Below are 12,195 nucleotides of genomic sequence, written 5' to 3' on the forward strand. Positions count from 1 at the left end.
TCTTCATACCTTAAGCCGAGGGTATTCGGATAATGTTTGCTTGACCTGATCAAATACAGATTGTCTTCAGATTCATTTCATATACTTCGGGTGCTTTCCGTATACTTCGTGAAATAAGATGACCGGATGAAACTGCTGATAATTGAAGACGAGCAAGCCCTTAATGCCTCCATGGTGTCCTACCTGCAGCAGGGCGGCTATACCTGCGACGCTGCACTCAACTACCGCGACGGGTCCCGCATGCTGGCAGATCAGCACTATACCTGTGTGTTGGTTGACCTGACCCTGCCGGGTGGCAACGGACTTGACCTGGTGAGGCTGCTCAAGAAGAACAGCCCGGACACCGGCATTATCATCATTTCGGCAAAGAATGCCCTCGACGATAAAATCACGGGACTTGAGCTCGGGGCTGACGACTACCTCACCAAACCTTTCCATCTGTCAGAACTCAACGCCAGGCTGCGCTCCGTAATAAGGCGCCGGAATTTCAACGGACACAAAATCATCCGGATCGGAAGTCTCGAGGTACACCCGGATTCGGCGGAGGCGCTGGTGCAGGGACGCAAGCTCACCCTGACCAAAAAAGAGTATGACCTGCTGCTTTACTTTGTCACAAACAAAAACAGGGTGCTAACCAAAGATTCCATCGCCGAGCACCTGTGGGGCGACCACATCGAAACCCTCGACTCGCTTGATTTTGTGTACACGCATATCAAAAATTTGCGACGCAAGCTGGTGGAGGCGGGCGGCGAGGACCCTATCACGACCGTATACGGCATGGGCTATAAATTCAGCTTCTGATGCGCATTCTCACCAAGACCAGTCTCTACTATCTCCTGGTTTCTGTTATCGTGTTCTTACTGGGAGGCCTTAGCTTTTATAAGATCCTGCAGACAGAGATCTACGACGAAGTGGATGACCAGCTTTTTACAGACAAAGAGAACATCATCGAATACATCCGGCGGCACAACGAACTTCCCAGTGTGACCTCAGGTATATCAGAGGCCATCATTGTGAGGGAAACCAGTGCACACGCCGGAGCCCTCGAAGCCCTGTCGGATACGCTGATATTCAGTACTTATGATGAAGAGTATGTGCCCTTCCGCAAACTCACGTTCACGACCTACCAGGATGGCAAACCCTTTGAGTATACCATCCTCAAGTCGCTGATGGACTTTGAGGACCTGTTTGAGAGCACCATGCTGGCAATGGCCTGGATATTTGTGCTGTTACTCGTCGGCCTTGCCGGGGTGAACTACTTTATCAATAAATACAACTGGCGCAACTTCTACGACACCCTGGAGCGAGCCAAGCGCTACAGCCTGACACAGCGAAAACCACTTGTTCTGAAGCCATCCAACACTCAGGAATTTCAGGAGTTGAATGAAGTGCTGCAGGCCATGACCGGCAAAATCCATAACGATTACCTGAACCTGAAAGAGTTCACTGAAAACGCCTCACACGAAATACAAACACCGCTGGCAATTGTGAGCAACAAACTGGAGCTCTTCATGCAGTCCGATAACCTGACCATGCAACAGGCAGCCATGCTGGATGAAATGCACGCCTCCATTAACCGCCTGTCGCGACTCAACCGATCGCTTATACTGCTAACCCGCATCGAGAACAGGGAGTTTTCAGAAAACGAAGTCATCCCCTTGCATGAGTTGCTGCAGGAGCAACTCGATCAGTTGCAGGAGATGATGCTGATGCACGGCATTCAGGTAGAGATCGAAGCGATGCAACCAGTATTTGTGGAGATGAATACTGGCCTATGCGAAATCCTGATTTCCAACCTGCTGCTCAATGCCATCCGGCATAACAGTACGGGCGGAATCATCCGGATCAACCTGCAGGCAGATGAACTTTGTATCAAAAACTCAGGCGAAGCCCTTCAGGAGGAGCCGGTGAGTTTGTTTGAGCGCTTCAGAAGCGGCGGCAAGCTATCCGGATCGCTGGGTATCGGGCTGGCACTCGTCAGCAAGATCAGTGAGCTCTACCAATTACAACCCTCTTATACCTACGAAGAGGGCCTGCACGTGCTCCGGCTAAATTTTCAGAAAAAAAACGCCTGATGCCCCCTTTCTTCAGAATTGCTTCAAATTCTCACAGTATATCCTAACAGATACACGAAGAATTAAGAAGCATACTATGAAACATAAATTTTTGTGGGCAATGGCCCTTGTAGCAGGCACCACCCTGAGCAGCTGTGATCAGATCTGGTCGGCCCGAAACGTACCTGATGCAGTCAAGGTCAAATTTGTGGAAAGCTACCCTACCATCAAGCGGGTTGACTGGGACAGCATGGATAGTCTCTACGAGGCTGAGTTCAAAATAAGCGGCCGGGAGCGGAAGGCGCTTTTTGAGGAAGACGGCACCTTGCTGAGCTACACTGAAGAGATTGAAGAACAATACCTGCCGAAAAGAGTAGCAGCCCAGTTGCAGCAGGAGTTTAAGAGCTATAAAATAGACGAGGTACACCGGGTGCAGGAAGGTAGCCTGACAAGCTTTGTGATCGAACTGGAAAAAGGCACCCGGGACATCTGGCTGCGATTCAACGAAAAAGGCGAACTGCTGGAAAGGTCTACTAATGCCGCTACGCCGTCCAGGCAGCAGGCAGCCTCCCTCCTGCCTCTTAGCGGTAGCGGAACGACAACAGATGACCTGGGCATGCCGGAGTTGCGCTGGGACTTACCACCAGTGCTGCGTGAAGTGTCTGGCATCGCCATGCTACCAGATGGCAGTATGGCTTGTGTGCAGGATGAAGTTGGGAAGATTTTTATCTATGACCTGGAGCAGAAAGTGATCAGTCAGGAGATTCCTTTTGCTGGACCCGGAGACTATGAAGGTATAGCAGTGGCTGGTGAGAACGCCTATATTGTGCGGAGTGACGGCACCCTCTTCGAAGTGGCCGGGCTCAGGAACAATAAGCCGACTGTGCAGGTATACGAAGCCTCATTCCCCGCTACTATCAACATAGAAGGGCTCGCCTATGACCAGGAGCACAACCGACTGTTGCTGGCTCCTAAGGGTTACGATCCGAAGCTGAAAGCGCAGAAGGCCATCTATGCGTTTTCATTGGACTCTAAGAAATACCTGACTGAGCCTGTTACCAGCATTTCGCTGGGGCAGGTGCAACCACCTAAAAAAGGGGAAAAGCAGAAATCAGGTTATGATGTGTTGCAACCCTCCTCACTGGAGCTGCACCCGACAAGCGGCGTATTTTACATGCTGGATGCCGTGAACAACAGGCTGTATATCCTTAACAGAGAGGGTCAGATCACCAAAACAGTTGATCTGGATAAAAAGATGCTCCGACAGGCTGAGGGACTTACTTTCGGTCAGGACGGCGCACTATACATAGCCAGTGAAGGCAGCAAAAAAGGAAAAGGGGTGATCCACAGGTATAACAAAAGTCTTTAATTTCCCCGAAACGAGAAAGCCTGGTGCTCCTGCGCCAGGCTTTTGTTTTTGTCAAAAATCAGGGAATCCGGTAGACTACTGCAATGCCGGTCGCTCCGCTGCTGTGAAACGGCATGATGCCTAGCTTCTGATTTTTTTTGTGGTGGCTTTGGGCAATTTTCCTCTGAATGAAAGGGTATACCATGTACACCACCTCCGCAGACAGTACACCTATACCTGCTCCGGCCAGCACGTCCGAGAGCCAGTGTTTGTCATTCAGAATGCGTAGTGCTCCGGTAGCGGTTGCGAAGGAGTAGCCGGCTACGCTGTACCACACACTTCGGCTGCCGTACTCTTTGTGAAAGAAAGTGGCATAGGCAAAAGCCGTACTGGTATGGGCAGAGGGAAAAGCATCGTTAGAGGATCCGTCAGGGCGATCTATAGCCGTCAGGCCTTTCAGGTTGTTGGTCAGGGTGCGGTTGAGCAGGTGTGTCATCCCCAGCAGGATGGCCTGTTCCGTAAAATGGTGTTCCCCCCGCACCCCAGCAATATTGAGCCCGACAGCCATGGCGACCGGTACATGGTAGGTATAATTGTCGAGCTTGGTGCTAAAGTCGTGGTAATTGCTGCGCACGACCCGACGCAGGCCCCTGCTGCCTTCAAACAGGCCTTCATCATCCATGTGGGTGATACCCAGCCCGATCAGCAAGGAGGGGACGGCTGCTTTCCTGGCCAGCAGGCTCAGCTTATTTCTTCCTGTTGCATGAGCTGGCATGTCGGCCGCTTGCTCAACTACGGCAGTGTCTGGAATGTGAAGGTTTAAATCTGTTGGCTGATATGCCCACACCGGGAGTACAAGCCAGTTCAGGAGTAAGCAGTAAATGTATTTCTTCATAGTACAACCCTTATGGGTGCTATATACGGGCTGATTTTGAAGAAATTCTGTACTTATTAGAAAACCGCTTCTTAGATGCTGGAAAACGCTTTTTGCAAATGGAATTACAGCAGCATACTAGCCTTTTGCAGCTGCCACGTGTTCTTCTTCCAGGCCAATCAGGTCCTGTAGCAGTTGCATACTAATTTCCCCCGGTTTGCCTGTCCCGATCAGGGCTTCATCAATCCGTACAATAGGCAGAATACGCTTTGTGGTGCTCGTCAGGAAAGCCTCTTTGGCCTGCAGCACTTCCTCTAGGCGGATATCACGTAATTCGGTTTTATACCTGCGTCCGGCCAGCATCAGCACATTTTTGCGGGTAATTCCCTTTAGGATATTGCTGGCTGGTGTCACGACGGTGCCGTCATGGGTCACGATAAAGAAGTTGCAGCGCGGAAACTCTGACACGATACCGTTTTTAGCATACAGCACCTCTTCTGCCCCACTTGCCTTCTGCTCGTGCAGCAGGCGTATACCCATGGAGTAATTGATCGTTTTCACCTCCGGCACTTCGCGCACATAGTCATGCGTCATGATCGGGATCCCCTGTGCCACCTTCTCGGCTGAAGGCAGCGTAAGCGGCAACTGTGTGATGAGCAGGTTGGGATTCATCGGCGTGAAACCATCCTCGGAGTAGCCACCGGTCAGAATCATCTTCATCCCTGCCACCGGGAGCGCGTTCAGATCCGTCAGTTTAGAGATCACCTCCTTTATCTCTTCCCGAGACAGGGGAACGGCCAGGTGCATCAACTCTGCTGACTGGTAAAAGCGGTCTAGGTAATCGTCGAGAAACAGCGGATAGCCCTGCTGCACTTTCACGAAGTCGAACACCCCATACCCGCGTTGCACGGACAGGTCGCTGATGTGCAGATTGGCCCCACTCAGTGGTACGATCTGGCCCAGGTTGTAGGCGAAAAGCTTATCGTTTGATGGCATTGTGTTTCTTGAGTATTTTGATGACTGGTTGGATAGGAAGTGCTTCAATCGTGTTGCCCTGGCGGCCTTTCATAGACTCTGCTTTGAAAAGGGAATTGATAATCGCTTCCTCTGTTGCCTCAATCGTGGCCATGAACAGAGGCGACATTTCATCATTGCGGAGCAGCGTAAAGGTCTGTGTTTTTTCATCTGACTGATAAGGTATACGCAAACCTTCATTGGTGGAGAAGGCGATCACAAAATCGCCGCTGCCATTGGAGGCGATGCCACCTGTTTTGGCCAGTCCCATCATGGCCCGTTTTGCGATGCGCTCCAGGTTGCGGGCGTCTACAGGCGCATCAGTCGCCACCACAATCATGCATGAGCCATCGGCACTTTCCAGCACCTGCTTGCTGAACGAAAACTTGCCCAGCTCCTCTCCTACAGGCGCTCCGTCGATTTGTAGTACACCCCCGAAATTGCTCTGCACCAATACGCCCACGGTATAGCCGCCGAGACTGCCAGGCAGTTTGCGCGATGCCGTTCCGACTCCACCTTTATACCCAAAGCAGACTGTACCGGTTCCGGCCCCTACATTGCCTTCGGCCACAGGCCCGCCAGCGGCCTGCCTGATCGCCTGCAGTACATGCTCCTCTTTTACATGCCTGCCCCGTATGTCGTTCAGGTAACCGTCGTTCGTCTCGCCCACCAGCGCATTCACGGACTGCACGTTTTCATTGCCGGGCAATTGCAAGGTATAGCCAACCACCGCATTCATGGCCGTGCCTACTCCCAGCGTGTTAGTTAAGATGATAGGCGACTCCAGGTTGCCAAGTTCCTGTACCTGCGTGCTTCCGGCCAGTTTGCCAAAACCGTTGCCTACGTATACCGCCGCCGGTATTTTATTTTGAAAGAGGTTGCCGCCATGCGGTACAATTGCTGTTACTCCTGTCCGGATCTGCTCTCCTTGCACCAATGTAGTATGCCCTACCCGAAGACCGGCCACATCGGTAATGGCATTGTGCGTACCGGTTGGCAGCACCCCGATCCGGATGCCATAGTCGCGGGTACGCTTGCGATCCTGTGCGCCTGCGTTGAGTATCACTGCCATCATGAGTAAGCCTGTAAAGAGTATTTTCATACCGGTGGATCCGTATAAAATAGTGAGCCGTAACAGCAGCCGCATGCCACTGAACTTTAATGCCTGAAAAGCCATTCTTTAAAAGAAATAGGCTTTGGTCTACACAATTACGCAAAAAAGCCGTTGTTTTGCAGCATCAAAAATCCAATAATTTTATCGATGAAAAAAATAGTTTGTATTCTGCTATTTATCCCCCTGTTTGTGTCACAGGCGATGGCCTGGGGGCAAAACGGACACCGTGCCGTGGGTCTGATAGCGGAGCAGCACCTGAGCAAAAAAGCGAAGAAGAAGATCACCAGAGTTCTGGCCGATAATTCCCTGGCAGAAGTGTCGGTGTGGATGGACGATATCAAATCGGACGCAGCTTATAACCACACGCACGACTGGCACTGGGTAACCGTACCGGGCGGCATGAAGTACGAGCACACGGAAAAGAACCCGAATGGTGACATCATCATGAAGATTGAGGAACTGGTGACTGTGCTGAAAGCCGGAAACCTGACCGCACAGCAGGAAGAGGAGTACCTGAAGTACCTGGTGCACCTGGTAGGTGACCTGCACCAGCCACTGCACGTGGGCAAAGAAGGCGACATGGGCGGCAACGCGGTGAAACTGCAGTGGTTCGGACAGCCCTCCAACCTGCACCGCGTATGGGACAGCGACATGATCGACGGCAAAAACCTAAGCTTTACTGAACTGGCCAGATTTGTGGGCACACCATCAAAAGATCAGGTGAAAAGCTGGCAGTCAACCGGCGTGCGCGACTGGGCTTATGAGTCTGTACAGTTGAGGGAGCAGGTATACAATATACCGGAAGATGGTCGCCTGAGCTACCGCTACAGCTACGATAACTTCAGCACAGTAGAGCAGCGCATTCTGCAGGCGGGCGTTCGTCTGGCCGGTTTGCTAAACCAGATCTACGGCTAAGCAATAGACAGCTTATACCTGATGAAATCCGGCAGCGCTATACCTGGCTGCCGGATTTTTTTTTGTCTGTTTCAGAAAGACTAAGTTTGAGGAAAGCGCGTTTAAAAAAAATAATGGGCCTTGAAACGACAGAAAGGCATAATTTTAAAATTTTTGCAAAAAGTTGTAACCTAGTATGAACGATTTACCGTTCTGCAGTGTCTAACATGTATTAACAACAAAACATCATGAGTAACGGAAAAGTAAAATTCTTTAATGAAACCAAAGGTTTCGGTTTTATCAAAGACAGTGAAACAAACGAAGAGTACTTCGTACACGTAACAGGTTTGATCGACGAGATCAGAGAGAACGACGAAGTAACATTCGAAGTAAAAGAAGGCAAAAAAGGACTAAACGCGGTAAATGTGAAACTGGCTTAGTCTGGTTATATATAAATCGTAAAACAAACAAAGGGCTCCGCAGCATGCGGGGCCCTTTGTCGTTGATTATAGTTCGCTTTTAATCGTATTTCAATTTCTCCCGGCCTGCCTGGCGGTATACCTTGGGAGAACAACCCATGATGTTTTTGAACACCCGGTTGAAATGTGAGAGATTGGAGAAGCCCACGCAGAAAGCCACACTGGCAATGGTAGCGTCTTCCTTCCTGAGCATATGACAGGCATTCCCGACCCGGATCTCGTTCAGGAAAGCTGTGAACGTCTTGCGGGTTCTTTCCTTGAAAAAACGGCAGAAGGCCTCCCTGCTCAGATTGGAAACGGCCGCTGCTTCTTCCAAAGATATAGCCCGGTGGCTCTGCTCTACCAGAAAGTGCAGCACCTGGTCCATGCGCCTGCCCTCCCGTTCCGACAGGTCCTGCACCCGGTCATCCAGATTAAGCCGCTCCAACTTTGCTTCCTGCAACAGCACCTGCAGCAACTCTAAACCGGCCAGCATCTTGTCAAGCCCTGATTTTTCCTTCAGCAGTTCTACCTGCCGCGTGAATGTTGGCACGTTGATTCCCTGCACCTGGTAGCAGCCTTTCAATTTGTCGAGAAAGCTTCTGACTTCCTGAAGCTCCTCTGCCTCCCAAAAAGCCTGTCCCAATGCCTCCGTGTCAAAGAACACGATCAGGTCATGGCATTCCAGCCTGCCGTCTGTTTCATAGTATACCTTGTCGCTGCGGAAAACATGCGGCACGTCGCGGCCCAGCAGAAAAATATCACCCGGTTTAAAGCGCCCCAGATAATCGCCCACGATCAGCTTCCCCTCCCCCTTCAGGATGCAGCTCAGCTGGATCTCGGGATGCTGGTGCAGTTTGTCATAGAAATAAGGCTGTCTGTCCTCCTGAAAGCGCACAAACTCCTTGCTTGACTTTGGAATCTTAAATGGGATCACCTTCTTCATAATACCATATTAATCATTTTAGCAGATATTCACCAGCATAAGGTCAATATAGTACCATTATTCACTAATCCTGTGGAAGATAAGGCGCTTGATGTGAGCTACTTTTGATAAAAAGAAAAGCTTATGAACTGGAACGGCGTATACCCTGCCCTCACCACCAAGTTTTATGCGGATGGGGCCATTGACTATAACACATTCCTCCGCAACGTAGATGCACAGCTGGAAGCAGGTGTTGACGGCATTATCCTAGGGGGCACCTTGGGCGAAGCAAGTGTACTCACTATACCTGAAAAACAGGAACTGACCGCACGCACCATTGCCCATGTAGACGATAAAGTGCCGGTCATTCTCAACATAGCAGAAGGCGCTACCCGGGAGGCTGTACAGCGGGCAAGAGAAGCAGAAGAAATCGGTGCGAAAGGCCTGATGCTGCTCCCGCCCATGCGCTATCCCGCCGATGCCCGTGAAGTGGTCACCTACTTCAGAGCCGTGGCCGACAGCACTTCGCTTCCTATTATGATCTACAACAACCCAACTGACTACAAGACGCTGGTGACGTTGGAGATGTTTGACGAGCTGCTGCAACATGACAACATTCAGGCGGTAAAGGAGTCAACCCGGGACATTTCCAACGTTACCCGCATGTGTAGCCGCTACGGCGACCGGATCAAAATACTCTGTGGCGTGGATACACTGGCGATGGAAAGTCTGGTGATGGGCGCACATGGCTGGGTTGCTGGCCTGGTCTGTGCTTTTCCGAAAGAGACGGTGGCTATTTATAAGTTGGTGCAGGCCGGACGCATACAGGAGGCCCGCGACATTTACCGCTGGTTTTTGCCGCTGCTGGAGCTGGACATCCACCCGAAACTGGTGCAGTACATCAAGCTGGCCGAGCAACAGGTCGGACTGGGTACCGAGCATATTCGCGCACCGCGACTTCCGCTGATCGGTGAAGAACGGCAGCGCGTGTTGGCCATCATTGAAGAAGGTATACGCACCCGTCCCGCATTGCCAAACTTAAAAGAGATCGACCATGTCATTTGATGCAATATTCACGAAAGCCAACATGGCTTTCGGCAGGTATAAAAAGCTACCTGCCACCGCAAAGGCAGAACTGCTGCGCAGCATTGCCGAAGAAATAGAGCAACTGGGCGATGAGCTGCTGGAGACGGCACACCTAGAATCGAACCTGCCGCTGGCAAGACTAACCGGGGAGCGGGGCCGTACAGTAGGTCAGTTGCGACTGTTTGCTTCGCTGGTGGAGGAAGGCAGCTGGCTGGAGGCTACGATTGACACGGCTATACCTGACCGAACGCCTTTACCTCGTCCGGACCTGCGGCGCATACTTATTCCGCTGGGGCCGGTGGTGGTGTTTGGGGCGAGCAATTTTCCGCTGGCTTTCTCCACTGCCGGCGGCGACACGGCCTCTGCCCTGGCAGCAGGTTGCCCGGTCATCTACAAAGAGCATCCCGCCCATCCGAAAACCTCACAACTGGTATGCAGAGCCATCCAAAAGGCCCTGCAACGCTGCGAACTACCGGAGGGTATATTCCAGCATGTAAGCGGTGGCGTGGACGTCGGGCAGCAACTGGTGCAGCATCCGCAGGCGAAGGCCGTTGCGTTCACAGGTTCCTTTAAAGGAGGTAAAGCCATCTTCGACCTGGCCTGTCAGCGGGAAGTGCCTATACCTGTGTTTGCCGAAATGGGCAGTGTGAACCCGATCTTCGTGCTTCCGGAAAAAGCCACCGGTAACGGTGAGCAACTGGCGGCGCTGGCAGCCCAGTCGGTGCTGCTCGGTGTGGGGCAGTTCTGCACCTGCCCGGGCCTTGTCTTCTACCCTGCCTCAGAGACGAGCCATACCTTTCTGGAGACATTCGCAGAGAAACTGCGGGACGCTCCTGCCGAAAAAATGCTACACGAAACCATCTGCAGCAATTATTACCAGAACTTAAAAGGTCTGCACACGCACGAGGGCGTGGAAATGATCCTGGCTCCGGCTGAAGATCTGCTAACGGGCGGCGCAGCCCTGGCTAAAACGACTGCTCAGCACTGGCTGCAGCACCCTACCTTGCAGGAGGAGGTATTCGGACCCTATGCCATGATTGTGACCTATGAAAACAAAGTGGAACTGGAGCAGGTGGCCAGCAAGCTACAGGGGCAGCTGACCTGCACGGTCTGGGGTACAGAACAGGAACTCACCGAATCGGAGAAACTGGTAGAAACATTGCGTGAAAAATGCGGTCGAATACTCTTCTCTGGTGTACCAACCGGTGTGGAAGTTTCTCCTGCCATGACGCACGGTGGACCTTTCCCTGCTACTACCGACAGCCGCTCTACATCGGTTGGCACCTACGCCATCAAACGATTCGCACGGCCGGTTACTTTCCAGTCGGCACCGCAGGCGCTTCTGCCAGAAGAGCTGAAGGATGAAAATCCGCATAAGGTGTGGCGCACGATCAACGGGCAACTTACACAGGACAGCATCTAGGTCATGGCACGGAAAACCTTCTTTTGCATCGATGCCCATACCTGCGGCAACCCCGTTCGGCTGGTTGCAGGCGGTGGTCCTATTCTGCAGGGCAGCAACATGAGCGAAAAGCGTCAGCACTTTCTGCGCGAGTATGACTGGATCAGGTGTGGACTGATGTTCGAGCCGCGAGGTCATGACATGATGTCGGGGAGCATCCTCTACCCGCCACACGACCCTGAGAATGACATAGGCGTGCTCTATATTGAGACAAGCGGATGTCTGCCCATGTGTGGACACGGCACCATCGGCACCGTCACCATCGCCCTGGAGGAGGGCCTGATCACACCGAAAGTTCTTGGACAGCTGCGGCTTGAAACACCGGCCGGACTGGTGAAGGTAAGCTATACCCAGGAAGGCAAAAAAGTAAAGACGGTGAAGCTGACCAACGTAGCCTCCTACCTGGAAGCGGAGAACCTGACGGTGGAGTGCCCCGATCTGGGCGAGCTTAAACTCGACGTGGCCTATGGCGGCAACTTCTACGGCATCATCGATCCGCAGGAGAATTTTTCAGGTATACAGGATTTCACAGCCGATAAACTGATTTCCTGGAGCCGGGAAATTCGCAAGCGCATGAACGAGCGCTATACCTTTGTGCACCCCGAAAATGACACCATCCGAGGCCTCTCCCACATCCTCTGGGCTGGCGAACCCCTTGTTGCTACTTCCACGGCCCGCAATGCGGTGTTCTATGGCGACAATGCCATTGACCGATCGCCCTGCGGCACCGGCACCTCGGCCCGAATGGCGCAGTGGTATGCGAAGGGACTGCTGCAGCCGGGGCAGGAATTTATCCACGAAAGCTATATCGGCTCCGTCTTCAAAGGCACGATAGAAGGTGAAACCTCCGTAGCCGGGAGACCGGCCATACTGCCAGGTATAGAAGGCTGGGCGATGGTCACTGGTTTGAACACGATCTTCCTGGATGACGATGACCCTTATGTACACGGTTTTCAGGTGATCTGA

The 12,195-nt window shown here is 52.2% G+C and carries 12 protein-coding genes; 8 read left to right on the plus strand and 4 right to left on the minus strand.

The features are described 5' to 3' along the window. The first annotated feature begins 126 nt into the window (after window positions 1-126). The 3 genes from AC5FXQ_RS05275 (at window position 127) to AC5FXQ_RS05285 (ending at window position 3,423) form a co-directional block, all read left to right on the plus strand. A complete protein-coding gene (locus tag AC5FXQ_RS05275) occupies window positions 127-801 on the plus strand; it encodes a response regulator transcription factor (protein WP_493601446.1) in 675 nt (224 codons plus the stop codon). After that, on the plus strand, window positions 801-2,075 hold the full coding sequence (locus tag AC5FXQ_RS05280) for a sensor histidine kinase (protein ID WP_493601447.1): 1,275 nt from the start codon (window positions 801-803) through the stop codon (window positions 2,073-2,075). Before AC5FXQ_RS05275 ends, AC5FXQ_RS05280 begins: the two co-directional genes overlap by 1 nt. Window positions 2,076-2,151: 76 nt before the next feature. Beyond that, window positions 2,152-3,423, plus strand: coding sequence for an SdiA-regulated domain-containing protein (locus AC5FXQ_RS05285; RefSeq protein ID WP_493601448.1), 1,272 nt, complete (start codon window positions 2,152-2,154; stop codon window positions 3,421-3,423). Window positions 3,424-3,481: 58 nt separating this feature from the next. Here AC5FXQ_RS05285 and AC5FXQ_RS05290 read toward each other — a convergent pair whose 3' ends face one another. From AC5FXQ_RS05290 to AC5FXQ_RS05300, 3 genes are all read right to left on the minus strand, one after another. Next, complete coding sequence (locus AC5FXQ_RS05290) at window positions 3,482-4,297, minus strand: phosphatase PAP2 family protein (protein WP_493601449.1); 816 nt, start codon at window positions 4,295-4,297, stop codon at window positions 3,482-3,484. Window positions 4,298-4,414: 117 nt separating this feature from the next. Continuing rightward, window positions 4,415-5,272 (minus strand): aminotransferase class IV, encoded by an 858-nt coding sequence (locus AC5FXQ_RS05295; RefSeq protein ID WP_493601450.1) that lies wholly within the window; start codon window positions 5,270-5,272, stop codon window positions 4,415-4,417. Next, a complete protein-coding gene (locus tag AC5FXQ_RS05300; protein ID WP_493601451.1) occupies window positions 5,256-6,392 on the minus strand; it encodes a DmpA family aminopeptidase in 1,137 nt (378 codons plus the stop codon). The genes AC5FXQ_RS05295 and AC5FXQ_RS05300 overlap by 17 nt, the downstream gene beginning before the upstream one ends. Before the next feature lie 159 nt (window positions 6,393-6,551). On the opposite strand from AC5FXQ_RS05300, the gene AC5FXQ_RS05305 reads away from it, so the two are divergent. Together AC5FXQ_RS05305 and AC5FXQ_RS05310 are read left to right on the plus strand one after the other, a co-directional pair. Beyond that, window positions 6,552-7,319, plus strand: a complete 768-nt coding sequence (locus AC5FXQ_RS05305; RefSeq protein ID WP_493601452.1) for a S1/P1 nuclease — start codon at window positions 6,552-6,554, stop codon at window positions 7,317-7,319. 227 nt (window positions 7,320-7,546) lie between these two features. Continuing rightward, on the plus strand, window positions 7,547-7,738 hold the full coding sequence (locus tag AC5FXQ_RS05310) for a cold-shock protein (protein WP_007659836.1): 192 nt from the start codon (window positions 7,547-7,549) through the stop codon (window positions 7,736-7,738). 79 nt (window positions 7,739-7,817) lie between these two features. Here AC5FXQ_RS05310 and AC5FXQ_RS05315 read toward each other — a convergent pair whose 3' ends face one another. Beyond that, window positions 7,818-8,702: a helix-turn-helix domain-containing protein gene (locus tag AC5FXQ_RS05315; RefSeq protein WP_493601453.1), complete on the minus strand. Its 885-nt coding sequence runs from the start codon at window positions 8,700-8,702 to the stop codon at window positions 7,818-7,820. Window positions 8,703-8,825: 123 nt separating this feature from the next. On the opposite strand from AC5FXQ_RS05315, the gene AC5FXQ_RS05320 reads away from it, so the two are divergent. The 3 genes from AC5FXQ_RS05320 to AC5FXQ_RS05330 are packed head-to-tail and all read left to right on the plus strand — an operon-like array spanning window position 8,826 to window position 12,195. Continuing rightward, window positions 8,826-9,746 (plus strand): dihydrodipicolinate synthase family protein, encoded by a 921-nt coding sequence (locus AC5FXQ_RS05320; RefSeq protein ID WP_493601454.1) that lies wholly within the window; start codon window positions 8,826-8,828, stop codon window positions 9,744-9,746. Next, complete coding sequence (locus AC5FXQ_RS05325) at window positions 9,736-11,190, plus strand: aldehyde dehydrogenase (NADP(+)) (protein WP_493601455.1); 1,455 nt, start codon at window positions 9,736-9,738, stop codon at window positions 11,188-11,190. The genes AC5FXQ_RS05320 and AC5FXQ_RS05325 overlap by 11 nt, the downstream gene beginning before the upstream one ends. A 3-nt stretch (window positions 11,191-11,193) precedes the next feature. Beyond that, window positions 11,194-12,195, plus strand: a complete 1,002-nt coding sequence (locus AC5FXQ_RS05330) for a 4-hydroxyproline epimerase (RefSeq protein ID WP_493601456.1) — start codon at window positions 11,194-11,196, stop codon at window positions 12,193-12,195.

The sequence above is a fragment of the Pontibacter sp. LHS1 genome (assembly GCF_058932855.1).

Bases quoted from the DNA above. Each gene is read 5' to 3' on its own strand.
- AC5FXQ_RS05275 (WP_493601446.1), top strand. From the start codon at position 127: ATGAAACTGCTGATAATTGAAGACGAGCAAGCCCTTAATGCCTCCATG.
- AC5FXQ_RS05290 (WP_493601449.1), bottom strand. From the start codon at position 4,297: ATGAAGAAATACATTTACTGCTTACTCCTGAACTGGCTTGTACTCCCG.
- AC5FXQ_RS05280 (WP_493601447.1), top strand. From the start codon at position 801: ATGCGCATTCTCACCAAGACCAGTCTCTACTATCTCCTGGTTTCTGTT.
- AC5FXQ_RS05285 (WP_493601448.1), top strand. From the start codon at position 2,152: ATGAAACATAAATTTTTGTGGGCAATGGCCCTTGTAGCAGGCACCACC.
- AC5FXQ_RS05315 (WP_493601453.1), bottom strand. From the start codon at position 8,702: ATGAAGAAGGTGATCCCATTTAAGATTCCAAAGTCAAGCAAGGAGTTT.
- AC5FXQ_RS05330 (WP_493601456.1), top strand. From the start codon at position 11,194: ATGGCACGGAAAACCTTCTTTTGCATCGATGCCCATACCTGCGGCAAC.
- AC5FXQ_RS05295 (WP_493601450.1), bottom strand. From the start codon at position 5,272: ATGCCATCAAACGATAAGCTTTTCGCCTACAACCTGGGCCAGATCGTA.
- AC5FXQ_RS05320 (WP_493601454.1), top strand. From the start codon at position 8,826: ATGAACTGGAACGGCGTATACCCTGCCCTCACCACCAAGTTTTATGCG.
- AC5FXQ_RS05325 (WP_493601455.1), top strand. From the start codon at position 9,736: ATGTCATTTGATGCAATATTCACGAAAGCCAACATGGCTTTCGGCAGG.
- AC5FXQ_RS05310 (WP_007659836.1), top strand. From the start codon at position 7,547: ATGAGTAACGGAAAAGTAAAATTCTTTAATGAAACCAAAGGTTTCGGT.
- AC5FXQ_RS05300 (WP_493601451.1), bottom strand. From the start codon at position 6,392: ATGAAAATACTCTTTACAGGCTTACTCATGATGGCAGTGATACTCAAC.
- AC5FXQ_RS05305 (WP_493601452.1), top strand. From the start codon at position 6,552: ATGAAAAAAATAGTTTGTATTCTGCTATTTATCCCCCTGTTTGTGTCA.